Source organism: Candidatus Vallotiella sp. (ex Adelges kitamiensis) (assembly GCF_020342435.1).
GTDB lineage: Bacteria > Pseudomonadota > Gammaproteobacteria > Burkholderiales > Burkholderiaceae > Mycetohabitans.
The window spans coordinates 651,558-674,815 of the sequence record NZ_CP080504.1 but is presented as its reverse complement, the minus strand read 5'-3'; the positions used below and the strand labels follow the sequence as shown (position 1 = coordinate 674,815).

Genomic DNA, 23,258 nt, shown 5'->3' with positions numbered 1-23,258 from the left:
AATTTTTTATATCTGCTTGAGAGTCAATTGCTACGGCCAGAGGGGAATGGACTAGATTAAAATGCCTAAAAGTAGTGGGCTTTTAGGCCACGAGTCGGATGCCGTCCCATATGAGTAAAGGAGTCGTGCGTTGAACAACAACATGTTTTCCAAGGCGGCAATTTGGCTAGTCATAGCACTTGTGCTGTTTACGGTTTTCAAGCAGTTCGACAAGTCCCACGTCCAGGAAGGCGTTACGTATTCGAGGTTTATGGACGACGCAAAGAACGGCAAAATTAAGAGCGTTATTGTTCAGGGACGAAACTTAGATGTCACTCTTATCCATGGTCAGAAATACAAAATTGTGTCGCCTGGCGATATCTGGATGGTCGGTGATCTAATGAAATATGGTGTACAGGTTAGCGGGAAAGCTGATGGTGAGCCGAATATGTTGGTGTCCGTTTTGTACTACCTTGGACCGACAATCCTAATCATTGGGTTCTGGTTTTATGTGATGCGACAGATGCAGAGTGGCGGTAAAGGTGGTGCGTTTTCGTTCGGAAAGTCTCGAGCGCGCCTGATTGATGAAAATAATAATTCAGTGAATTTTACTGATGTTGCAGGCTGTGATGAGGCAAAAGATGAAGTATATGAGCTAGTCGATTTTCTAAGTGATCCACTAAAGTTTCAGAAACTTGGTGGTCGAATTCCATGCGGTGTGCTATTGATTGGGCCACCGGGAACCGGAAAGACACTACTAGCACGTGCAATTGCAGGTGAAGCCAAAGTTCCGTTCTTCAGTATCTCAGGTTCAGACTTTGTTGAAATGTTCGTCGGCGTCGGTGCTGCCCGTGTACGGGATATGTTTGAGCAAGCTAAGAAGCACGCACCGTGTATCGTATTTATCGATGAAATCGATGCGGTTGGCCGCCATCGAGGCGCTGGTATGGGCGGTGGAAACGATGAGCGCGAACAGACGCTAAACCAAATGCTGGTTGAGATGGATGGTTTCGAGGCTAATTCAGGTGTAATTGTAATTGCCGCGACAAATCGCTCCGACGTGCTTGATAAAGCACTGCTACGTCCAGGACGTTTCGACCGTCAAGTTTATGTCGGCTTACCAGATATTCGTGGACGAGAGCAGATCCTGAAAGTTCATCTACGCAAAGTACCTATATCGAATGATGTCGATGCTTCAGTGGTGGCACGCGGTACGCCAGGTTTTTCTGGTGCAGACCTTGCAAACTTAGTGAATGAAGCAGCCCTGTTTGCTGCACGTCGGAGTAAACGTATCGTCGAAATGCAAGATTTTGAAGATGCTAAAGATAAGATTTTCATGGGTCCAGAGCGAAAGTCGGCCGTAATGCGCGAAGAAGAACGTCGAAATACTGCATATCATGAATCGGGGCATGCAGTCGTAGCAAAGCTGCTGCCGTATGCTGATCCAGTGTATAAAGTGACGATTATGCCGCGTGGCTGGGCGCTAGGAGTCACATGGCAGTTACCTGAGTATGATCACGTCAATCTATACCGCGATAAAATGCTTGAAGAAATAGCAATCCTGTTCGGCGGCAGAGCTGCCGAGGAAGTTTTCTTAAATTCAATGTCTACTGGTGCGTCGAACGATTTCGAACGAGCGACTAAGATGGCTCGCGATATGGTGACGCGCTACGGGATGTCCGATGTGCTAGGGACTATGGTCTATATTGATACTGAACAGGACGGTATGTTTGGTCGGATCTCGTCACGTTCAGTTTCCGAGGCAACGCAACAAAAGGTCGATGCAGAGATTCGCCGCATCCTCGATGAGCAGTACGCTTTAGCTCGTAGATTACTTGAGGATAACCGCGAGAAGGTTGAGGCAATGGTTAAGGCTCTTCGCGAATGGGAAACAATCGATGCTGACCAGATTAATAACATTATGTCTGGGAATGACCCTCTTCTACCGAATAACATACATCCACCATCCGGTGGCATCCAAAACGAAGGCATAAGTGGAAGTGTCGAGGTAAAGCCTGGGACAGGTGCGGCCGCCCCTGCATAACCTAACCTTTTTCATAAAAGGCTGGTGCACTAGCCCTAGCCTTTTGGCATTCTTTTGCTGAGATATGTTTTCTTATGGCTAGTACTGCTAGCGCGATCAGCTCGACTAACAGCGCGATATTACAATGTGGCCGATTCAGGCTTACCTTAGCACGGCCCTTAGTAATGGGTATTTTGAATGTAACATCAGATTCGTTCTCTGATGGTGGACGTTTCGTTAACTACAGTACTGCGAGTGCGCACGCTCAGAAGATGATCGATGAAGGAGCAGATATAATCGATATCGGTGGTGAGTCGACGCGGCCTGGCGCATCGTCAGTTCCGCTTAATAAAGAATTAACTCGTGTATTATTCCTAATCGAAAAGTTACTAAACATAGGTGTGCCCATCTCAATTGATACGTATAAACCTAATATGATGCGTGCTGCGCTCAATGTCGGTGTAGACTTGATTAATGATATCTGGGGATTTCGTCAGCCAGGCGCTATTGATGCGGTACGCGATACTTTTTGTGGTTTATGTGTAATGCATATGCAAGGCACGCCTAGTACGATGCAATATGAGCCACAGTATCGTAATGTTGTCACGAATATTTATAACTTTCTCGATGAGCGGATCCGCTTACTAGAACAAGCTGGGATTGCCAAAAACCGACTCTGCGCTGATCCCGGTTTCGGTTTTGGCAAGACAACTGAAAATAATTTCATGCTGCTACGTGAGTTGTCGCGTGCTGTACCCGCTAGTGTGCCAACCCTTGTAGGGCTTTCACGTAAACTAATGATCGGCGAAGCTACAGGTCGCAGCGTACCACAGCAGAGAATAGCTGGCAGTCTTGCCGGTATGCTAGCTGCGATTGATAGAGGCGCGGCGATTGTGCGCGTACATGATGTCGCGCCAACAGTTGATGCATTAAAGGTTTGGCAAGCGATTCGAGGACGATCGTGGTGCTGTGCTCAATCTACACATGAGGCTCACTATGAAAAATAGTAACTAAAACCGAGCACACCTGTATCGTGTCGCATAGTACGATAAAGAGGAGTTTGATATGAATCGTCGTTATTTCGGCACGGACGGTATCCGAGGAAAAGTAGGTGAACAGCCGATTACTCCTGATTTCATACTTCGTCTCGGATATTCAGCAGGTAAAGTGCTAGCCGGAGTAGATTCTATAAACGGTGAGCGACCAACTGTATTAATCGGTAAAGACACACGCGTTTCTGGTTACATGCTTGAAGCGGCCTTGAAAGCCGGATTTTCTTCAGCAGGAATTGATGTAATGCTAGCTGGACCTATGCCTACACCAGGTATCGCCTATCTAACTCGGGCACTACACCTAACGGCCGGGGTTGTAATTAGTGCATCCCACAATCCTTATTATGATAATGGTATTAAATTTTTTTCGGGACACGGTAATAAGTTACCCGACAAGATTGAGTATGCTATTGAGAGCCAGATTGCACAACCGATAATTTGTGTACCATCTGAACAGCTTGGCAAAGTACAGAGGCTTGATAATGCGGCAGGACAGTATATTGAGTTTTGTAAAGGTACATTTCCAGCTACATTCGATTTATACGGATTAAAACTTGTCGTTGATTGTGCGAACGGCGCAGCATATCAAATCGCACCGCATGTATTCCAGGAGCTTGGAGCTGAAGTTGTGTCGCTCGGCGTTTCTCCCAATGGTTTTAATATAAATGATAGGGCAAATTCTGCTGTGCCCAATATGTTGGTTGACGCAGTACGTGCGAATCATGCTGATCTAGGTATCGCATTAGACGGTGACGCGGATCGACTAAGGGTTGTCGACGCAGCTGGCCGACTATATAACGGTGATGAGCTTCTATACGTGCTTTTAAAAGATCGCATTTTCACACATGGATCAGTACCGGGCGCAGTAGGAACTCTCATGACAAATCTAGCAGTGGAAATCGCTCTACAGCAACTTGGTATTAAATTTGTGCGAGCGGATGTAGGCGATCGATATATTTTAGAGCAACTGCGTGAACGGGGCTGGCAACTCGGCGCTGAAGGCTCGGGACATATTTTATCGCTAGATCACCATACAACTGGTGATGGAATCGTATCAGCTCTACTAGTTCTTGCCGCAATAAAACGTAGTGGCCAGATGCTAGACCAACTTCTTGGTGAGCTAATATTATTTCCACAGACACTTGTTAATGTGCAGATATTACCGGGTGTGGATTGGCAAAGTAACACTGCAATTCGCGAGGCTGTTGTTCAGGCTAAAAATGCATTAGGTCAATCTGGGCGCGTGCTAGTCCGTGCGTCTGGTACTGAACCAGTACTACGAGTGATGGTTGAGGCGCAGCACCTAGATGAGGCAAGAGGTTATGCGCAGGCTATTGCTGAAGTCGTACAAAGCGTATACAGGGTAACTTAGACGCTAGTGGGATGGAATAGCTAAATTCCACAAACTGTATTTCCGTAGGGAGTACATTCACGATGCTAATTCATACATAGCGAATCATCTAGAAGTATCAATTAAACTATCATGTAGACGACAGCTTTTTACGGCTTCAAATATTCTGTTGGGGATAACAGATTTACTAAAAGTAGTCTGTTTGTATTCTAAATTGTAGTCTGCAGCGTACACGGAGGTTATTAATATAATAAGTATTTTAACGGGTTAAGTCTTAAATAGTGTCCGCTCAAATAAAATTTGAGTTTAGTAATCGAATAATTAACCCTAAAGTTCACGATTAAATGCTATTGTACAAGTAGTACGCATGCGTACTGAGTACTAGCTTCATCTATGCAAAGCATTTATCAAAAATAATTAACTAATTAGATTAGTATAGTTTATACGCGTGTATAATATCAGGCTCAGACTGGAAAATATTAGATATACTGTAATATGTACTTACGTACATTGCTAAAACAATATATTGTTTTAGCAACATTTAAGCATCTGTATTTAAGTTTTTTCTTAAATACACGTCTAAGAGACTAGCTAGTTCTAGCTTTATGTTGACAAGTGCTTCAAATGGTACTTGTAATTACAAACTCACGTACAGAAGTAGTTACAAATATGCTGTAGATTTTAAAAAAACTATGGGGCTTTTCCGAAATATAGAGCGCGCACTAGGTGTGCTAAGATGGGATAAGGAAGTACACCAAATGCGTATAACATTAAGTACTTAATTCCAGTCAGCAGCAAAAGGTGGCAGTATTTAATATAATTAGAGGGTTATTGCTTACTATATTAGCCTCTATTGAGAAATTCAAAGTACTAAATTCGTGCTAGTCATTTTTTCAAAAATTTTCGTTATTAATCAGTACTTAGATTTAACTAAGAGTTTCTAAAAATTCTTAGCGATATTGTGCATGTATAGACACACATAATGTCGACCTAAGTCCTCAGCATCAACGTTTTTCAGAGATTTAGGTGCACTATATTGTTAATAAATAATATTGTTTGAATGCAAACCTTTGTATAAAGCGTCAGAATTATCAGACAAGTTTATGGAGATAGACGTATAGTTCTCCATGTGTTGTCCAGATCACGCAGGTACTGGATTCGGTCATGTAGACGCGAAGATCGTCCTTGCCAAAACTCTATCATATCTGGAACTAGCCGGTAGCCACCCCAATGGGGGGGTCGAGGTGGATTGTTGCCGAACTGTGCCATGAAGTGTTTTGTACGCGCCTCTAGTTCCCCGCGATTGTGTAGTGTCGTGCTTTGATCGGAGGCCCACGCACCGATGCGTGAGCCAATAGGACGAGATGCAAAATAGTTATCGCTTTCTATGTCGGTAGTTTTATTTACCCTTCCCCCAATGCGGACTTGTCGTTCTAGCTCGATCCAATAAAAAAGCAGGGTAGCATAAGGATTATGCGCTAGTTCTCGACCTTTCCGACTCTGATAATTAGTAAAAAATGTAAAACCTTGCACATCGAATCCCTTAATGAGCACGATCCGTGAGTTTGGACGGTCGCGCTCATCAACAGTAGACAATGTCATTGTATTCGGTTCGGGGAGCCCGGCATGGAGAACCTGTTCAAACCAGCATTTGAACTGCTTAATCGGGTCAGCATCGACGTCATCTTCTGATAATGTACTAAGCGTGTAGTTTTTTCGTAGATTGGCAAGGGAGATCATTTTGTGTACAGTCACTTACTATGGGTTTAAGTATATCGGAAATAAATGTGAGGGTTATATGTCTGAGCAGATACGTTAGCTATACTATAAAAAAGCCATAATAGAATGGTTGTTCACTCTTATTTCATATATAAAGTCATACTTTATTTATCCCAATGTCATTTACAACGCGTGATCCAAATCGTGAGACATACGACTTAGCCTCAGAAACTGTAGAATTTGAAACAGAAGACTATCCACGCCGGTTTAGCGGCGTAGCACGATTATACGGCGACGCTGCCCTACAGAAATTCGAACACTCTCATGTTACCATTGTAGGTATCGGGGGGGTTGGCTCATGGGTAGCCGAAGCTCTGGCGCGAAGTGCAATCGGTCACCTAACACTCATTGACATGGATCATGTTTCAAAAAGCAATACAAATCGCCAGATCCAGGCAATAAATACTAATTACGGCAAGTCGAAAGTCTATGCAATGACCGAGCGGATCAGGGCAATTCATCCGCGGTGCGTAATTACACAAGTTGATGATTTTATTGATTCAAACAATCTAGATGTGCTTCTAGACGTTAGATGCAACTTTATCGTTGATGCTATTGATAGCGTATGCGCCAAGACAGAGCTAATCGCATGGTGTATTCGGCGCCGAGTGCCGATAGTGACGGTGGGTGGTGCCGGTGGGCAACTCGATCCGACGCGTATTCACATTGATGATTTAGCTTGTACAACTCAAGATCCCTTATTATGTAAGGTGCGATCGCGGTTGCGCAAACACCATGGATTCCCACGCCAGTCGAAAGAGCGATTTAACGTTCGGGCAGTCTACTCTGATGAGCCGTTGATTTATCCGCAGGTGGCAGCTTGTGATCTAGCTAGATCGGCAGCATCCGGTCTTCATTGCGCGGGCTTTGGCTCCAGCGTCTGTGTAACTGGCAGCTTTGGATTTTCAGCGGCAGCTTACGTACTAAACGCTCTAACCTCTAGCCACTCTCAGACATCACCGCGCTTTTCAGCTTAGAGTCTTGTAGTTAGTATCGTCACAGAAAGTATGTACTCAATTTTAGATTTTGATCTCACTATTAGTCAAGGCTATCCTTACAACCTATAAACCTATTAGGTAGACGCGCCCCAACTGTCACGCAAGCTAACGCTCCGATTAAAAACCGGTTTTCCGGGTACTGAGTTAACGCAGTCTGCGACGAAGTAACCATGTCGTTCGAATTGAACTTGTTCTTCGGGCAGAAAATGTTGCGCGCCGGGCTCGAGGTAAGCGGTTACTACACGCTTAGCGTTAGGGTTTAGCGCTTGAAGGAAGTCTCGACCGTTAGCGTCTGGATATGGCTCTTTAAATAGCCTATCGTACAAGCGCACTTCAGTGCAGTATGCGTGCGCGACGCTAACCCAGTGGATGTTGCCTTTAACCTTATAATGGTTAGAACCCTGAGTACCAGATTTGCTATCCGCAAAATAGTTGCAATGTACTGCAATAATATTGCTATTATTATCCTTGTCCACACCTGTGCATTCGACAACAAAACCGTAGCGAAGCCGCACGTGATTGCCCGGAAATAGCCTAAAATAGCCCTTGGGTGGATTCTCGTTAAAGTCCGCGCGCTCGATCCATAGCTCCCGGGAGAACGGAAAAACCCTCGTGCCACGCACTACGTGATGTGGATGAACCGGCGCGCTGCACATTTCTTCACTATCCAACGGATAGTTGTCCACGATGAGTTTCAGCGGGTCAAGTACGGCAATCGCTCGTGGTAGTTTCTCATCTAGATCTTCACGTAGTGCCGCCTCGAGCAATCCGAAATCAATCCACGAATTAGCTTTAGTTAGCCCAGTGCGTTCGCACATTAGCCGGATGCTCTCTGGCGTAAAACCCCGACGACGCAACCCAACGATTGTCGGCATGCGTGGATCATCCCATCCGTCTACGTACTTGCCCTCAACCAGTTGTAATAGCTTACGCTTGCTCGTGATCACATATGTCATATTAAGTCGTGCAAACTCAATTTGCTGCGGAAGAGGACGAGTGAAAACGCCGGCGTCAGTAAGCTCAGAGAGAAACCAGTTATATAGTGGCCGATGGTCCTCAAACTCAAGCGTGCATAGTGAATGCGTAATATTCTCAAGCGCATCAGATACGCAGTGCGTATAGTCGTACATCGGATAAATACACCATACATCGCCAGTGCGATAGTGATGAGCGAAGCGGATTCGGTAGATAATTGGGTCACGCATATTGATATTCGGTGACGCCATATCAATTTTGGCGCGTAATACATGTGCGCCTTCAGTAAATTTTCCCGCCTTCATCTGGCGGAACAGTCGCAAATTTTCGTCAGAAGTGCGATTACGATACGGTGACGGCATGCCTGGCATAGTTAGTGTGCCCCGAGTCGCGTGGATCTGTTCTGCGTTTTGGCTGTCTACATAAACTTTACCCCGCTGAATTAGTAGCTCAGCAAAGGCGTATAATTGGTCGTAGTAATCGCTGGCAAAGTACAGATGCTCACGATTATCTTTTTGCCAATCAAATCCCAGCCATCGAACCGCATCGATAATTGAATTTACATACTCGATACCCTCTTTTTCCGGATTAGTATCGTCAAAACGCAGGTGGCAAATACCACCGTAATCGCGCGCAATGCCAAAATTCACGCATATGCTTTTAGCGTGACCAATATGTAGGTGGCCGTTTGGCTCCGGTGGAAATCGCGTCTCAACCCGTTGCCCCCACTTATCGGACCGATTATCGTTATCGATTATATTTCGGATAAAATTTGATATTTTGTCAGCTGGTCTAACTAATGTATTTATTGGCGCGCTCGAAGAAGCAGTGGGCTTATGGTCGAGATTAGCGCCTAATTTTACGTCGTTGAATTCAATATTCATAAGCGTGTATGGTAGGGCCTAGACCATTCCCGCCTAGGCCAGTCGATGTTCGCGACACGGTATTTTACTCGATGATCAGGTAATAATGGCACGGGCACGGCGGTATGTCGAGATTACATCGATAGCGCTATAATCGAAAAATACACAAAGAACTCACTGTTCATATTTCAATTAACGCTCTTAGGGTTTCTTCGTGTATATGCGAAGACAGATCCAGTTATAAAAGAAGAAATAAACGCACAAAGTGTCAGTAGGATTTGCTGTCACTCATTCAAATTAAACGCTCTCGGGTCGTTATTGCTTTTTTTAAAGCGGTGATTAGTGTAGAAGCTAGGTCGTACCGGTTACGTATTAAGCCATAGGCTAGTCAAGGGTAGCCGAATTAATAATAAAATGTCTTATTTACTCTTTACACAAGTTGGTTAGTTACTTGTATCTCGTCTCTGCTGCTCGGGGGTGTCAGGGCTCATGCAAAATTTTTATGATTGGGTAATCGCTTAGTTTAAGTCTGATCTATCTAAGTGAGGCACAGTTAAGCCTATACTTTTCAGCTGAAGACGTATCAAGTAGGTTTCAAATACTATATTCCAGTAGGCAGTTAGCTCAAATAAAGATATCGAGTCTAATGCGCACGAGTGAGTTAGAGCTCCGATAAACCAAATATCTCTCTTTTCAAGAGCAGGGACTAAGAGATTCTATGCGGTATACATACATGTACATCCCGTATAATCCAATCATTAAGCCGAATATGTCCGCGTCTGGATTCACCGATACGCTGGCTGGTCAGCGATAGATTACTCGAAGTACGCCATGAAAACCGCCGAAATCCGCGAAAAGTTCCTGAAGTTCTTCGAATCGAAGGGTCATACAATCGTTCATTGTTCAAGTTTGGTGCCTTCCAACGATCCAACGCTGTTGTTTACAAACTCTGGAATGGTGCAGTTCAAGGACGTATTTTTAAGCGCTGAAACCCGGCCATACTCGCGAGCTGTAACTTCTCAACCTAGTATACGAGCTGGTGGAAAGCATAATGATCTGGAGAACGTTGGCCACACTACCCGACACCATACATTCTTTGAGATGCTAGGAAACTTCTCATTTGGTGACTATTTTAAGCACGACACAATTCACTATGCGTGGGAGCTGCTTACGCGTGTCTATAAATTGCCCCCAGAAAAACTAATTGTGACTGTATACTACGAGGATGATGAGGCATATCACATCTGGAACCATGAAATTGGCTTGCCGCTCGAGCGGATCATTCGCATTGGTGATAACAAGGGCACGCGATATGCCTCAGACAATTTCTGGCAAATGGCTGATACCGGTCCTTGTGGCCCATGCTCAGAGATCTTCTATGATCACGGACCCCAAGTATCTGGGGGGGTGCCCGGATCAGCTGACGAGAGTGGTGACCGCTTTATAGAAATCTGGAACCTCGTGTTCATGCAATTCAACCGCGATGTGCAGGGTAACCTTAAGCCCCTGAGCAAGCAGTGTGTTGATACTGGCATGGGACTAGAGCGGCTTGCCGCAGTGCTGCAGCATGTGCATAGCAACTACGAAATTGATCTATTCCAACGACTAATTGCCGCAGCGGCTCGAGAGACCGGCATATCAGATCTCGCGCATAACTCCCTAAAGGTGATTGCTGACCATATTAGAACATGTAGTTTCATGATTGTTAATGGAGTAATACCGGAAAATGAAGGGCGCGGCTACGTGTTGCGCCGTATCGCACGCCGCGCAATACGGCACGGCTACAAGCTTGGCTGTAAGCATCTATTTTTCCATCAATTAGTTAAAGATCTAGTTAATGAAATGGCGGGTGCATATCCCGAATTAAAGCTGGAACAGCAACATATAACTGATGTGCTGCGGCAGGAAGAAGAACGTTTCTCTGGGACAATTGAGCAAGGGCTATCAATCCTAGACATCGTGTTTTCTGATCTCTTAGCGCGCGGCTTAACAGTTCTCGATGGTGAACTTGCATTCAAGTTACATGATACATACGGTTTTCCGCTAGATCTGACAGCAGACATGTGTCGTGAGCGGGGCATTAATATCGACCAGGTAGTGTTTAATGAAGCAATGAAGCGCCAGCGTGAGAAGGCTCGTACAGCTTCCAAGTTCCAGATGGCTCAAGATATTAGCTATATAGGTGGTAAAACTATATTTCGTGGCTATGATACGCACATGTGTAATGATGCTAAGATCGTCGCAATATATACGAATAGTATAACGGTACCATTACTTCAAGCTGGCTACCAGGGCGTTATTGTGCTTGACCAGACGCCTTTCTATGCAGAGTCAGGTGGGCAGATTGGAGACCAGGGAACAATTACTAGTTCAACGGCGTGCTTTACTGTATCTGATACACGGAAGGTCCGGGCCAATGTAGTTGGTCACCACGGCATCCTCGAGCACGGCGAGTTAAAAGTGGGTGATATCGTCAGCGCTTGTATCGATGTTAGGCGACGTACCCGTACTGCGCGAAATCATTCAGCAACACATCTGATGCATAAAGCGCTGCGCGAGGTGCTAGGTCTACATGTACAGCAAAAAGGTTCATTGGTTGATCCAGAAAAAACTCGTTTTGATTTCTTACACAACAAGCCTCTCAGCAACGATGAAATCTATAATATCGAGGAATTAGTTAATGCTGAGATATTCGCCAATACGCTGAGTATTGCTCAGGTAATGTCATTCGATAACGCTGTTAAGTCAGGCGCGACAGCGCTATTCAGCGAAAAATATGTTGATGAGGTGCGCGTGATTGATCTAGGCTTCTCTCGGGAGTTATGTGGTGGCACACATGTGCAGCGCACTGGCGATATTGGTTTGTTTAAGATCATTTTCGAGGGCGGTGTAGCGGCAAATATTCGTCGTATTGAAGCGATTACCGGAGACAATGCAGTGCGCTATGTACATAACTTAGAGTCGATGCTTTCCGAAGCTGCTGCGGTGTTAAAAGTTCGACCAATAGAGCTTACTCCGCGCCTCGCGCAGGTTCGAGATCAGCTTAAAGTATTAAAAAAGGAGCTAGCACAGCTTAGATCTAAGTTCGCGACGAACTCGAGAGATGAATTGTTGAACCAAACAGTCGACGTAGCAGGCGTGTATGTGTTGGCAGCTAAGCTTGAGGGTGTTGATGTAAAAACGTTGCGTGAGACAGCCGATGAGCTAAAAGATAAGCTCAATCATGCGGTGATTGTATTAGCCAGTGTCTATAGTAGTAAGGTTAGCTTGATTGCCAGCGTGACGACTAACATAAGTAAAAATATTAGAGCCGATGAGCTAGTTAACTTTGTTGCAAAGCAGGTTGGTGGCAAAGGAGGGGGCTGTTCATATATAGCACAAGCAGGCGGTACTGATCCATCACAGCTTCCAGAAGCGCTTCTCAGTGTTAAGGAATGGATCCGAGCACGATTGTAGGCGCTCATAGGAGATATAGTCTAGACGTAATAGATACCGATAAAGATTAATCAAAAATATGTTTGATATTAGACAGTACAGCATTCCAGCTATCCCAATAGCTAACAGATCAATAATGGTAGATTAATAAGTAGTAATAGGTTGCGATCCGTATGAATTTTAAGATTTGCAGACATAAGTTTAAAGATATTGTTAAGCTAGAGCGCACCAGCAGAGAGTACGTCTCAATTATGCTACTTGGTTAGTCGTTACCGCGTGTTACTCATTTCCACCAGGAGTATTAAACGCGAGGATACTAGTTAGTAAGCGTAATCAAACAGCGCAATAAAATGCAAGTGGGTCTTGCTAGATAAATCGTTACAGCTTAATACATCTGCGGTATATTATAGTAATGCTATTATTAGCATAGCACCATCGAACGATGCTAACGCTATTCTGATTAGAAAATCTATATCTTTTCTATATAGCCAGATAAATTCAATTTCCCCGCCTTTCTATAGGAGGAACAATCATTCTAGGCGCATTGTCGGAGGGCAGCTATTTCTAGTGATCTGCGCCGTGTAATTAAGTCGCGGGTTTTAAGTTTGAGCATCGTATTATAGTCGTAATATATTTGTACTTTATAATCTCCTAATCAGCGGGATATACGCATGCGCATGCTATTTCCGATAGGTAATACAAGTTGGTTACTCGTGGAAAAACTGCCAGATTAATGGGCTTTTACTGCTGATTATTTGTGCTCTTGGAAAGAGCGGTAAGCAAACTAAGAGTTTCTGTACGCTACGTATTGCGCACTAAGCTTAGGATTGCCCTGGTTGTACTGCCGACCTGCCTCTTGTTATGAGCAGTACATGTCTGATAACGTTTAAGTATGTTGAGTCAACATCGCTACGGGTGGCTTAACGTAATTTAATTACGTTAAATTTACTACTATATTGTAGATACTGCGAGTAAGCAGAATAAGTTCAAATCAATTTTAGAGATTGTTCAACGTAAAACATTACTCGAGTCGTATTCGAGACATAATGCAATTTATCTTTGCAGGATTGATATGTTAACGATACGGACCTTCGGACTTGCGCCCGCTATAATTCGTATATGATGCAAACAAACGTGCATAGCATCTCAGCTAAAAACAAAGAAATTCGATGGAAATTCACAAGGAAGTCGATGCGCGAGGGCTAACCTGCCCATTGCCAATCTTACGTACTAAAAAAGCGCTGGCAGATATGCAGAGCGGTCAGATCCTAAAAATTCTAGCGACGGATCCCAGCTCGCCGCAAGATTTCTCTGAATTTGCGAAACAGACCAAAAACGAGCTACTCAAAGTTACCGCTTGCGCTAGTAAAACTTTCGTATTTTTAATGCGTCGGCGTTGACTAAAAGTGCTGAAAGCTACGGCGCTGTATTACAGCATTAGCCCTTAAGAACAGGAGAGCGTGTGCGGAGGTATTCTGAAAATTCATCGCAAACCTCTGGGTGCTGCAGCGCAAACTCGACTGTTGCCTTGAGATAACCAAGCTTGCTTCCACAGTCGAAGCGTGTTCCATGGTACTTATACGCGAGCACTTGCTCGTCCCTAAGCAGAGTTTGGATTGCGTCAGTCAATTGTAATTCTCCGCCTGTACCTGGTTTTAGTGCGCGCAAGTGACTAAAAATGCGCGGCTTGAGTACGTAGCGTCCAACCACGCCAAAATTGGATGGCGCTATCTGTGGGGCTGGCTTCTCAACAATACCTGACATCTTGACGATGCTATCTTCTAATTCTTTACCATCAATGATGCCGTACGACTTCGTTTCCTTATGAGGCACTTCTTCGATGCCAATTACTGAGCTATAGTAATGATCGAACACTTCGATCATTTGTTTTATCACTGGTGGCCGACCATACAAAAGATCGTCGGCGAGAATAACTGCAAATGGGTTATCACCGAGGAGCTTTTCTGCGCACAATACTGCATGTCCGAGTCCAAGAGCTTCGGGCTGTCGCACATAGCAGCAGTTAACATGACTTGGCTTAATCCCGCGTACCAACTCAAGTAACTTATGCTTGCCACGAGCTTTAAGTTCTGATTCTATTTCATATGACTTATCAAAGTGATCCTCGATTGCGCGCTTACTGCGACCTGTTATAAAGATCATTTCAGTTATCCCTGCAGCGATCGCTTCTTCAACTGCATACTGAATCAGTGGCTTGTCAACTACTGGAAGCATTTCTTTCGGGCTTGCTTTTGTAGCTGGGAGGAACCGCGTGCCAAGACCTGCTACTGGAAAAACAGCCTTAGTAACTTTAAGCATCTTTAATTACCTGGTTTGTTTCCGGTTATATAGGTTAGCCCGATATTAGGAAAATAGACAGCTCGCTAGAAATCATATCCTTATTTATGTGTTTATACGCTTTATGATGAGAGCCGCCCAAGCTGATTATTTAACGTTATCAACATCGACTGAAAATCTGATAATCTTTTTTGCTCTTGGTCTACAATAGCGGCTGGCGCTCGAGCTAAAAAATTCTTATTTTGCAGCTTCGCATTGCATTTAGCTAGCTCATTTGCAATGTGGCTAATTTTTTGAGTCAATCGTTTGCGTTCGGTAGTAATATTAATTTCGACCTTTAGTGCCATCTTGATCGTGCCAACGAGGGCAACTGGTGCACCAAACGCCTGTTTATCAAGCTCGGCTTTATCTTCGAGTACTTCGACTTCTGACAACCGGGCAAGCGCCCTTACATAAGGAGAAAATTCTCTCAATCGCGTCACATTAACTCCTGCCACCAGACGCACACGCGTTGCCGGCTCTAGTTTTATTTGGCTACGTAAATTACGACATGCATTGACTATTGCTTTTAGTTCAGCAATCCATGCTTCCGCCTGCTCATCAATTCTCTCAGAGGCGCTGAGAGGATAGGATTGCATCATTATCGAGGCATTTCCCGATGCAGTTCCTACTGGATACTGCCCTATTAGGGGAGCGACCTTCTGCCACAACGCTTCAGTAATAAACGGAATTAACGGGTGTGCAAGTCGCAGGATTATTTCGAGCACTGTAAGTAGGGTGCGACGCGTACTACGCTGCTGCGTTGGCGTGCCAATCTCCAATTGAACTTTGGCTAACTCAATGTACCAATCACAATACTCATCCCAAATGAACTTGTAGATCGCACTTGCAATGTTATCGAAGCGATAGTCGGAAAAGCCCTGCTCGATATTTACTTCGACCCGTTGCAACAGCGATACAAGCCATCGGTCAGCCGGCGAGAAATTAAGCGTGTCGATCGATCTAAAATCTCCTGGGTATGCAACGATGCCGCAATCATATCCTTCGCACTTTAGTAGCACGAAACGTGTGGCGTTCCATAATTTATTGCAGAAATTACGATAGCCCTCGCAGCGTGCGAGATCAAAATTTACATTACGTCCGAGTGTAGCTATGGAAGCCATTGTGAAGCGAAGCGCGTCAGTGCCGTAGGCGGGAATACCGCTTGGGAACGTCTCACGTGTCTTTTGCTCGATCAGTGCTGCCTGTTTCGGATTCATCAACCCAGTTAAGCGCTTATTGACAAGCGTTTCAAGGTCAATTCCGTCGATGATATCAATTGGATCAAGTGTGTTGCCACGGCTTTTGGACATTTTTTGGCCTTCAGCATCGCGCACTAGGCCGTGCACATACACAGTGTGGAACGGCACCTTATCGGTGAAATGCGTAGTCATCATCACCATTCGAGCTACCCAGAAGAAGATGATATCAAAGCCTGTCACTAATACTGCTGACGGTAGAAAGTGCTCGAGTTCTAATGTTAATTTCGGCCATCCCAGCGAAGAGAACGGTACTAGTGCAGACGAGAACCATGTGTCAAGAACATCCTTATCGCGCTTAAGCTCTCCGTTGTAGGCTTGCGCACGGGCCTGCGCAAGCGCGTCAGCTTCACTGTGCGCAACAAATACTTGACCATCATCCGTATACCAGGCGGGAATCTGATGCCCCCACCAAAGTTGACGAGAGATGCACCAGTCCTGGATGTTTTCTAGCCACTGGTAGTACGTAGTAGTCCAGTTTTCGGGTACAAATTTGATTTGACCACGCCGTACTACGTCAAGCGAGGTTTGCGTGATCGACTGGCCGGGATGGAATGTACCTTCGGGCGCCGGTCGGCTCATCGCGACGAACCATTGATCGGTAAGCATTGGCTCAATAATCGATCGTGTGCGATCACCACGCGGCACAACTAATCGGTGGGGCTTAATCGATTCAAGAAGGCCGAGCGCGGCGAGGTCCGATACGATGCGCTTGCGTGCATCGTATCGGTCAAGCCCGCGGTAAACAACCGGTGCGTTATTATTAATCTTTGCATCAGATGTGAGTACAATAATCTGCGCTAATCCATGGCGTTTTCCAACCTTATAGTCGTTAAAATCATGCGCTGGTGTAACCTTAACTACACCTGTTCCAAACTTAGGCTCTACATAATCATCGGTAATAATCGGGATCTTACGTCCTACTAACGGTAGTGTAAGAGTCTTGCCAATTAATGCTGTATAACGCTCATCCTGTGGATGGACCATAACTGCAACGTCGCCCAGCATTGTTTCGGGCCGTGTAGTTGCTAAGGTTATATAGCCTGAGCCATCAGAGAGTGGATAGCGGATGTACCACAGATTGCCATCCTCTTCTTCACTGACAACCTCTAGATCCGATATAGCAGTTCCCAGCTCTGGATCCCAGTTCACAAGCCGTTTCCCACGGTAAATTAGCCCTTGCTGATAGAGGCGGACAAACACATCAATCACAGCCCGGGACATACCTTCATCCATTGTAAAATATTCTCTCGACCAGTCAGTTGATGCACCTAGTCGTCGAATTTGTCGGGTGATTGTAGAGCTTGATTCTTTTTTCCATTGATGGACGCGTTCAATAAAGCGTTTTTGTCCCAGCGCTTGCCGTGATTGATTTTGTGCATCGAGTTGGCGCTCTACGATAATTTGCGTAGCAATGCCCGCATGATCCATACCGGGCACCCATAACGTATTATCACCTCGCATCCTGTGATATCGCGCCAATCCATCCATGATGGTCTGGTTGAACGCATGGCCCATGTGTAGCGTACCTGTTACGTTTGGCGGTGGCAGCTGAATTGCGAAGTTAGGGCGCCGCGGGTCTAAAGTTGTCCTTGCGTAGCCACGTTTTTCCCATTCTGGGCCCCAATACGCCTCAATCGTTGATGGCTCAAAACTTTTTGAAATCGTGATATCGCTATTGCTCATCGTATAAGTTTGCCTGAAAGGCGGTGAAAATGCGGTGAAATCAATGCAGTGTAATTAATTATAATGAAGATAGTAATAAACTAACTGTAGCGTATTGAGCCGACAGTATCTGTATAATGACAGGCCTGTTGTGACTAAAGTCGCTCATGTCTGATTTGCTCGCCAATCTAAATCCAGAACAATTTGCAGCAGTGACGCTGCCAAACGAACCAGCTTTGATTCTTGCCGGAGCGGGCAGTGGCAAGACGCGCGTGCTTATTACTAGAATTGCATGGTTAATCTCGTGTGGTGAGGTGAGCGCTACTGATATTTTAGCCGTCACCTTTACGAATAAGGCAGCACGTGAAATGCTAATGCGCTTGGGCGTGATACTACCAATTAACACACATAGCATGTGGATTGGCACTTTCCACGGATTATGCAATCGGATGTTACGCACCCATTACCAAGATGCTGGATTGCCACAGACTTTTCAGATTTTAGATGCAGCAGATCAGTTGACAGCAATCAAGCGGCTTATGAAGAGCCTAAAAGTTAACGACGAGAAATGTCTAGCTAAGAATCTACAGCACTTTATTAATAACGCAAAGGAGAAAAGTCTAGCGCCTGAAGAGGTCAATTCTAGCAATAACTTTAATCACAAATGGGTCGAGCTGTATTTTGCCTACGAGCAACAATGCCAACGCGAAGGGGTCGTCGATTTTTCAGAATTGCTATTACGCTCATATAAACTCCTGCAACACAATTCAACTCTACGGTCCTATTATCAGACCCGTTTCCAGCATATCCTAGTTGATGAGTTCCAGGATACCAGCAAGCTTCAGTATGCATGGGTAAAACTACTGGCTGGCGAGCGTAACGGAATATTTGCAGTTGGGGATGATGACCAGTCAATTTACGCGTTTCGCGGTGCTCACGCGGGTAATATGCTTGATTTTGAACGCGAGTTCAACATCCGGCATTTGATTAAGCTTGAGCAGAACTATCGTTCACATGGCAACATTCTCGATGCAGCTAATATGCTGATCGCACATAATGCGAAACGGCTTGGCAAAAATCTGCGTACCAATGCCTGTCATGGAAAACTAGTACAAGTCTATGAAGCAACGACCGATTCGAAAGAAGCTAGTTGGATTGTGGAAGAAGTTCGCGCTCTTATCGACACAGGGCTATCACCCGACGAAATTGCGGTACTTTATCGCAGTAACATGCAATCACGCATGGTTGAACATATGCTAGTTAATGCTGGAATTTCATACCGTGTCTATGGTGGTTTGCGCTTTTTTGAGCGCCAAGAGATTAAGCATGCGCTTGCCTACCTACGGCTAATGAATAATGTAAATGATGATACTGCATTTAATCGGGTGATTAATTTTCCGGCCCGGGGTATTGGTACACGCTCGATTGAGCAACTGGCTAATATTGCACGGATATATAGTTGCTCTATGATGCAGGCAATTCCATACGTGACCGGTAGAGCTGGCCAGCTATTTAGTGCGTTTCTTGCGTTAATTGAGCAGATGTATAACGATACCCAAGCTATGAGCTTGCCGGAAATCGTTGAAGGGGTAATTAAAAGCAGTGGTCTAGAAAAGTTCTATTCTCATGCTCCTGAAAATCAGGAGCGTATTGAGAACTTACGAGAACTAGTTAATGCGGCCAGTGCATACGTAGTTGAGGAAGGTTATGATTTCTCGCCAGCGTACTCTATTTCCCCCGCGCGCTCGGCTAAGAATTATGCGGCTATGGGGAGATTAGATGATAATAACAAAAAAGCTGTACCTAAGGCGCTGAGTATCGAAAGATCCCGCCAAGATCTAAATCAGATGACGCCAATTTCTGGTTTTCTATCGCATGCGTCACTCGAGTCTGGTGATAATCAGGCTAATACTGGGAAAAATGTACTTCAATTAATGACAGTACATGCTTCCAAGGGACTCGAATTTTCGGCTGTGTTTGTCACCGGACTCGAGGAAGGTCTTTTCCCGCACGAGAATAGCCTAATAAAACTAGATGGGCTTGAGGAAGAGCGACGCCTAATGTATGTTGCAATCACGCGCGCCAAGGAATCTCTCTACCTATCATTCGCTCAAAGTAGAATGTTGCACGGCAAGACGCGTTATAATGTGCGCTCCCGTTTTTTTGATGAATTACCGGCCAGAGTATTACAATGGACTCTGTCTAAGACGGAATCTAGCTTGCGCCCGCTACAGCATACCAATTTAATAGACAACAACACTGGGTGGAACCATGATTGGTTTTCCCAAATCCAGCAGCAGCGCGACCATATATCATATACTAGCACTTGCCCTGATGAAAGCATACCAGTAACAAAGAACAGCTTTCGGATCGGCATATCCGTATTCCACCCAAAATTTGGAGAGGGAACTATCACTGGGCTAGAGGGAGATGGCGCGGACGCAAAAGCACGAGTTACATTTAAGCAGCACGGCACAAAATGGCTTGCCCTCGCGATCTCAAAACTACAGACACTATAATACTTAATGTTGAGTGTTGCGTAATATTATTACGCAACCATAAGTAGTGCATACGCTACTATAAACTTCACAATAGTTTATATAATAAACTCTGGGCTAGCGTTCTGCTCACGATTGAAGCAACTACAGTAGCTCGCGTAGAACGAGCAATAGATTATTGTCCATAAAATCATACTGACTGGCAATAGTGCAGTCAAAGCTCCGCTTGATAGACCAAACACATTCAGAATAAAGCCGATTACTAATGATGCGCTTATTATAACTGCGAACCATGTTGCTAGATAAACGAGAAATGTGATTCGGTTACGCCAGCAGACAACGAAGCTGAAGAACATCGATTTGATTGGTGGCACGCCATGCCAAGCGGTTAGCAACGGTGCGAACCAGAACAACATCATCGTCGGCAGATAGATGAGGAATCCAAGAACGATACTGGAAATTAAAGCGCTGCTATGAGCGACGTTGTTATCCGGTTTCACTTCGATGATGACAGTCTTTAGCAGCCAGCCGTCGTCGATTATTGAGGTTAGAAACAGACTTGTAGTAACTAGTGCGCAATATATAAGTCCGAGCTGTAATAACTGCCAAGAAACGCTACTACTATGCGCTCGAAAGCCTGTAAAAAGTGCAAGCGGAAACACGTGCTTTCCGGCAAGCACATCGCGACATGCGCTCATGAACCCCACGTATAAACCTGGCACGAGTATTAGCCATAGTACGGACCCTACGACCGGTATGTGCACGATGAGTGTCATCGAAAATACATATGTAAAAAAAATCGCTAGGAGGTTGAGCGGGTTTTTATGGAATAGCCAGATACCTTTTCCAATCCAGATATAGCCAAATTTAGCGGATGTCTCAATGAGTTTCATAACAGATAGTTAGAGCCACGGCAATGTATCGGCGCTAATACGCTCACGCAATACCCGTTCGAAATGAGCGGGGTTATGCGGCTTAAGTAAGTGGGCATCGCGGGGCAAGTAAAAGTCATAGAGTCGAGATAACCAGAAGCGAAAAGCGCCAGCACGCAACATGTTGCGCCAATGCTGAGTCTCAGTGGGGGTAAACGGCCGTACAGCATGGTATGCGCATAGTAATGCCTGCGTTTGTGCCTGATCTAGGCAACCGGTATTTAGATCAACACACCAGTCGTTAACGGTTACAGCAACATCGAACAACCACTTGTCGCAGCCGGCGAAATAAAAGTCGAAGAAACCGCCTAGGGTATCACGCCCATCGTACGACGTGAATAGGACATTATCTCGGAATAGGTCGCAGTGGCATGGCCCTCCAGGAAGCGTCGCATAGTCAGACGATGTAAAGAATGCCTGATGATATTCCAATTCGCTGATTAGTAACCGATGCTGCGCATCGGTTACGTAGGGCAATACCGATGGGACATTATCTCTCCACCAAGGCAAGCCTCGCAAATTCGGTTGATACATTAGGATATCTTTTCCAGCAATATGCATTCGCGCTAGCATTTGTCCTACTTCAGTACAGTGCGCAACCTGTGGTGCTAGACGCGGAGATCCAGCCAGTCGAGTCACTATTGCGGCAGGCTTATTCATCAGCATACCGAATAACGCACCATCAGCGCGTCGCATAGGATCAGGCACAGGAACACGGTGTGCCGCTAGATGACGCATTAATTCTAGGTAGAAAGGCAACTCGTGCGCGGCGAGTTTTTCAAAAATTGTTAGAACATACTCGCCAGTTGTTGTTGTCAAGAAAAAATTACTGTTCTCGATTCCGGACGTAATACCGTGGAAATCGATAATCTTGCCTATCGCGTAGTGCCGAACCCAAGCAGCGAGCCGGGCTTCGGAAAGGGCAGTAAAAACGGCCATGCAAACGTTATTAGATAGGTTCGAAGGCTGCCGCTATCTAGGCGGTCAGTACTTGAGTTGCGGGAATAAAGCTATGTGAATGGCTTGTAGCTTTCATACACCTGCAGCGAGACATTCAGCGGCGTACTTATCTAGTAGCGTATACCTAAGTTCAAATAAACCTAGATTTTAGCGATTTTCCACGATCGCGATATTTGGTAATCGATATGCCATTTGGATTCTCTTCGTAAAAGCACAGCGTGCTGTGCACGTTGAATTTTACTCTCGCATACCCGATGCTGGTCACTAGCAGGTCGATTTATGGTCTTCATATTTGAGCAGACAATCGCTTTATTCACATACTGAGATGCAGCGGCATATGTCTCTGGCTCGACGTGCGGTTGTAGTGCGCTCGCCGTAGCTACCACCATCCTGGCAGAAAATGCTAGTGTAGCTGTTTCTAGAAACGTCTTGACCCAGTTCACGAGGTAAGAGATTACGCTAGGCACAGTGTGGAACAGCTTCATGAGGGTTCTCCGAGACGGTAGATAATTTTACCAAACCAACATGCGCGATAGGTGGCGACGTAATGCTGCCGTCGAGTTTTTTTAGTGCCTATATTGCCGCCGTTTTCTGTAAAACCGCTGATGAGCAGTGGTTGACATGAGGTAGGCACTTTTGAATCTTGCTATCGCCTTTACTATCCGTTTGCGGGGATGCGAGCGAACGGATAGTACATGTATCAACTACCGCTACTTTTGTGGTTTCCTCGAAGAGGTCCTAGATTGTATTTACTAACTTAGTACATTCCAAATAGCTGGAGAAAATTCCCAAGAATTATAATGGTTAATTCTACCTTAACCGCTTTGTTAAGCTTACTCTCTGTCTATCGCATGGATAAAACGAATAGGCTGTGTTCATTAAGCCCATCGAACTAATCGCATATCATACAAAACTAGCAATAAGCTCAAAACCAGAGCCATTAGTGACGTGCATGCCTAAGATATCTATATAAATCAAGCATGCTGGCAGGGGATATATTATGCTAATCAATACCGCTATGAGGCATATCAATGAGAAAACAAAGAAAACAAGCACAAAGCGAATTGTAGTACTATATTTGCGCGCATAGAGCGTACTCGGGTACTGGCATAAGCTTAATAATATACAATAGCTCGACGATTAGGTGTTTGT

Annotated in this window: 14 protein-coding genes; 7 read left to right on the top strand and 7 right to left on the bottom strand. The window is 45.1% G+C overall.

The annotated features are described in order from the left end of the window. Positions 1-130 precede the first annotated feature (130 nt). The 3 genes from ftsH to glmM all read left to right on the top strand — a co-directional run bounded on the left by ftsH (position 131) and on the right by glmM (position 4,426). Positions 131-2,023 carry an ATP-dependent zinc metalloprotease FtsH gene (gene ftsH, locus K0T93_RS02585; protein WP_225721159.1) on the top strand — a complete coding sequence of 631 codons (1,893 nt, stop codon included), beginning with the start codon at positions 131-133 and terminating at the stop codon, positions 2,021-2,023. A 95-nt stretch (positions 2,024-2,118) separates the two neighbouring features. Continuing rightward, complete coding sequence (gene folP, locus K0T93_RS02580; RefSeq protein WP_445082806.1) at positions 2,119-3,009, top strand: dihydropteroate synthase; 891 nt, start codon at positions 2,119-2,121, stop codon at positions 3,007-3,009. A 58-nt stretch (positions 3,010-3,067) separates the two neighbouring features. Beyond that, positions 3,068-4,426, top strand: coding sequence for a phosphoglucosamine mutase (glmM, locus tag K0T93_RS02575; RefSeq protein ID WP_225721157.1), 1,359 nt, complete (start codon positions 3,068-3,070; stop codon positions 4,424-4,426). A 1,080-nt stretch (positions 4,427-5,506) separates the two neighbouring features. Here the strand turns inward: glmM and pdxH are convergent. Continuing rightward, positions 5,507-6,145 carry a pyridoxamine 5'-phosphate oxidase gene (gene pdxH / locus K0T93_RS02570; RefSeq protein WP_225721780.1) on the bottom strand — a complete coding sequence of 213 codons (639 nt, stop codon included), beginning with the start codon at positions 6,143-6,145 and terminating at the stop codon, positions 5,507-5,509. Between the two features lie 155 nt (positions 6,146-6,300). Between pdxH and K0T93_RS02565 the strand changes: the two genes are divergently transcribed. Further along, the gene (locus K0T93_RS02565) at positions 6,301-7,161 is read left to right on the top strand and encodes a tRNA threonylcarbamoyladenosine dehydratase (protein ID WP_225721156.1); all 861 of its coding nucleotides are present in this window, start codon (positions 6,301-6,303) and stop codon (positions 7,159-7,161) included. Positions 7,162-7,256: 95 nt separating this feature from the next. Here the strand turns inward: K0T93_RS02565 and K0T93_RS02560 are convergent, their stop codons facing one another. Further along, the gene (locus tag K0T93_RS02560) at positions 7,257-9,041 is read right to left on the bottom strand and encodes a glutamine--tRNA ligase/YqeY domain fusion protein (RefSeq protein ID WP_225721155.1); all 1,785 of its coding nucleotides are present in this window, start codon (positions 9,039-9,041) and stop codon (positions 7,257-7,259) included. 810 nt (positions 9,042-9,851) lie between these two features. Here K0T93_RS02560 and alaS point away from each other — a divergent pair. Together alaS and K0T93_RS02550 are read left to right on the top strand one after the other, a co-directional pair. Then, positions 9,852-12,476 (top strand): alanine--tRNA ligase, encoded by a 2,625-nt coding sequence (gene alaS / locus K0T93_RS02555; protein ID WP_225721154.1) that lies wholly within the window; start codon positions 9,852-9,854, stop codon positions 12,474-12,476. Between the two features lie 1,148 nt (positions 12,477-13,624). Beyond that, entirely contained in the window at positions 13,625-13,855 is a 231-nt protein-coding gene (locus K0T93_RS02550) for a sulfurtransferase TusA family protein (RefSeq protein WP_225721153.1), read from the top strand. A gap of 37 nt (positions 13,856-13,892) precedes the next feature. Here the strand turns inward: K0T93_RS02550 and galU are convergent, their stop codons facing one another. Then, positions 13,893-14,774 (bottom strand): UTP--glucose-1-phosphate uridylyltransferase GalU, encoded by an 882-nt coding sequence (gene galU, locus K0T93_RS02545; protein ID WP_225721152.1) that lies wholly within the window; start codon positions 14,772-14,774, stop codon positions 13,893-13,895. Positions 14,775-14,875: 101 nt separating this feature from the next. Then, a complete protein-coding gene (locus K0T93_RS02540; protein WP_225721151.1) occupies positions 14,876-17,737 on the bottom strand; it encodes a valine--tRNA ligase in 2,862 nt (953 codons plus the stop codon). Positions 17,738-17,883: 146 nt separating this feature from the next. Between K0T93_RS02540 and K0T93_RS02535 the strand changes: the two genes are divergently transcribed. Further along, positions 17,884-20,235 carry a UvrD-helicase domain-containing protein gene (locus K0T93_RS02535; RefSeq protein ID WP_225721150.1) on the top strand — a complete coding sequence of 784 codons (2,352 nt, stop codon included), beginning with the start codon at positions 17,884-17,886 and terminating at the stop codon, positions 20,233-20,235. 77 nt (positions 20,236-20,312) lie between these two features. Here the strand turns inward: K0T93_RS02535 and K0T93_RS02530 are convergent, their stop codons facing one another. From K0T93_RS02530 to K0T93_RS02520, 3 genes are all read right to left on the bottom strand, one after another. Continuing rightward, positions 20,313-21,107, bottom strand: a complete 795-nt coding sequence (locus K0T93_RS02530; protein WP_225721149.1) for a BPSS1780 family membrane protein — start codon at positions 21,105-21,107, stop codon at positions 20,313-20,315. Positions 21,108-21,116: 9 nt separating this feature from the next. After that, entirely contained in the window at positions 21,117-22,085 is a 969-nt protein-coding gene (locus K0T93_RS02525) for a homoserine kinase (RefSeq protein ID WP_225721148.1), read from the bottom strand. A gap of 161 nt (positions 22,086-22,246) precedes the next feature. Further along, the gene (locus K0T93_RS02520; protein WP_225721147.1) at positions 22,247-22,591 is read right to left on the bottom strand and encodes a hypothetical protein; all 345 of its coding nucleotides are present in this window, start codon (positions 22,589-22,591) and stop codon (positions 22,247-22,249) included. Between the last annotated feature and the right edge of the window lie 667 nt (positions 22,592-23,258).

What these genes read in the sequence shown, in the direction of transcription:
- pdxH (WP_225721780.1), bottom strand. Translation starts at nt 6,145, where the DNA reads ATGATCTCCCTTGCCAATCTACGAAAAAACTACACGCTTAGTACATTA.
- K0T93_RS02540 (WP_225721151.1), bottom strand. Translation starts at nt 17,737, where the DNA reads ATGAGCAATAGCGATATCACGATTTCAAAAAGTTTTGAGCCATCAACG.
- K0T93_RS02520 (WP_225721147.1), bottom strand. Translation starts at nt 22,591, where the DNA reads ATGAAGCTGTTCCACACTGTGCCTAGCGTAATCTCTTACCTCGTGAAC.
- galU (WP_225721152.1), bottom strand. Translation starts at nt 14,774, where the DNA reads ATGCTTAAAGTTACTAAGGCTGTTTTTCCAGTAGCAGGTCTTGGCACG.
- K0T93_RS02560 (WP_225721155.1), bottom strand. Translation starts at nt 9,041, where the DNA reads ATGAATATTGAATTCAACGACGTAAAATTAGGCGCTAATCTCGACCAT.
- K0T93_RS02535 (WP_225721150.1), top strand. Translation starts at nt 17,884, where the DNA reads ATGTCTGATTTGCTCGCCAATCTAAATCCAGAACAATTTGCAGCAGTG.
- K0T93_RS02525 (WP_225721148.1), bottom strand. Translation starts at nt 22,085, where the DNA reads ATGGCCGTTTTTACTGCCCTTTCCGAAGCCCGGCTCGCTGCTTGGGTT.
- alaS (WP_225721154.1), top strand. Translation starts at nt 9,852, where the DNA reads ATGAAAACCGCCGAAATCCGCGAAAAGTTCCTGAAGTTCTTCGAATCG.
- K0T93_RS02565 (WP_225721156.1), top strand. Translation starts at nt 6,301, where the DNA reads ATGTCATTTACAACGCGTGATCCAAATCGTGAGACATACGACTTAGCC.
- K0T93_RS02530 (WP_225721149.1), bottom strand. Translation starts at nt 21,107, where the DNA reads ATGAAACTCATTGAGACATCCGCTAAATTTGGCTATATCTGGATTGGA.
- K0T93_RS02550 (WP_225721153.1), top strand. Translation starts at nt 13,625, where the DNA reads ATGGAAATTCACAAGGAAGTCGATGCGCGAGGGCTAACCTGCCCATTG.
- glmM (WP_225721157.1), top strand. Translation starts at nt 3,068, where the DNA reads ATGAATCGTCGTTATTTCGGCACGGACGGTATCCGAGGAAAAGTAGGT.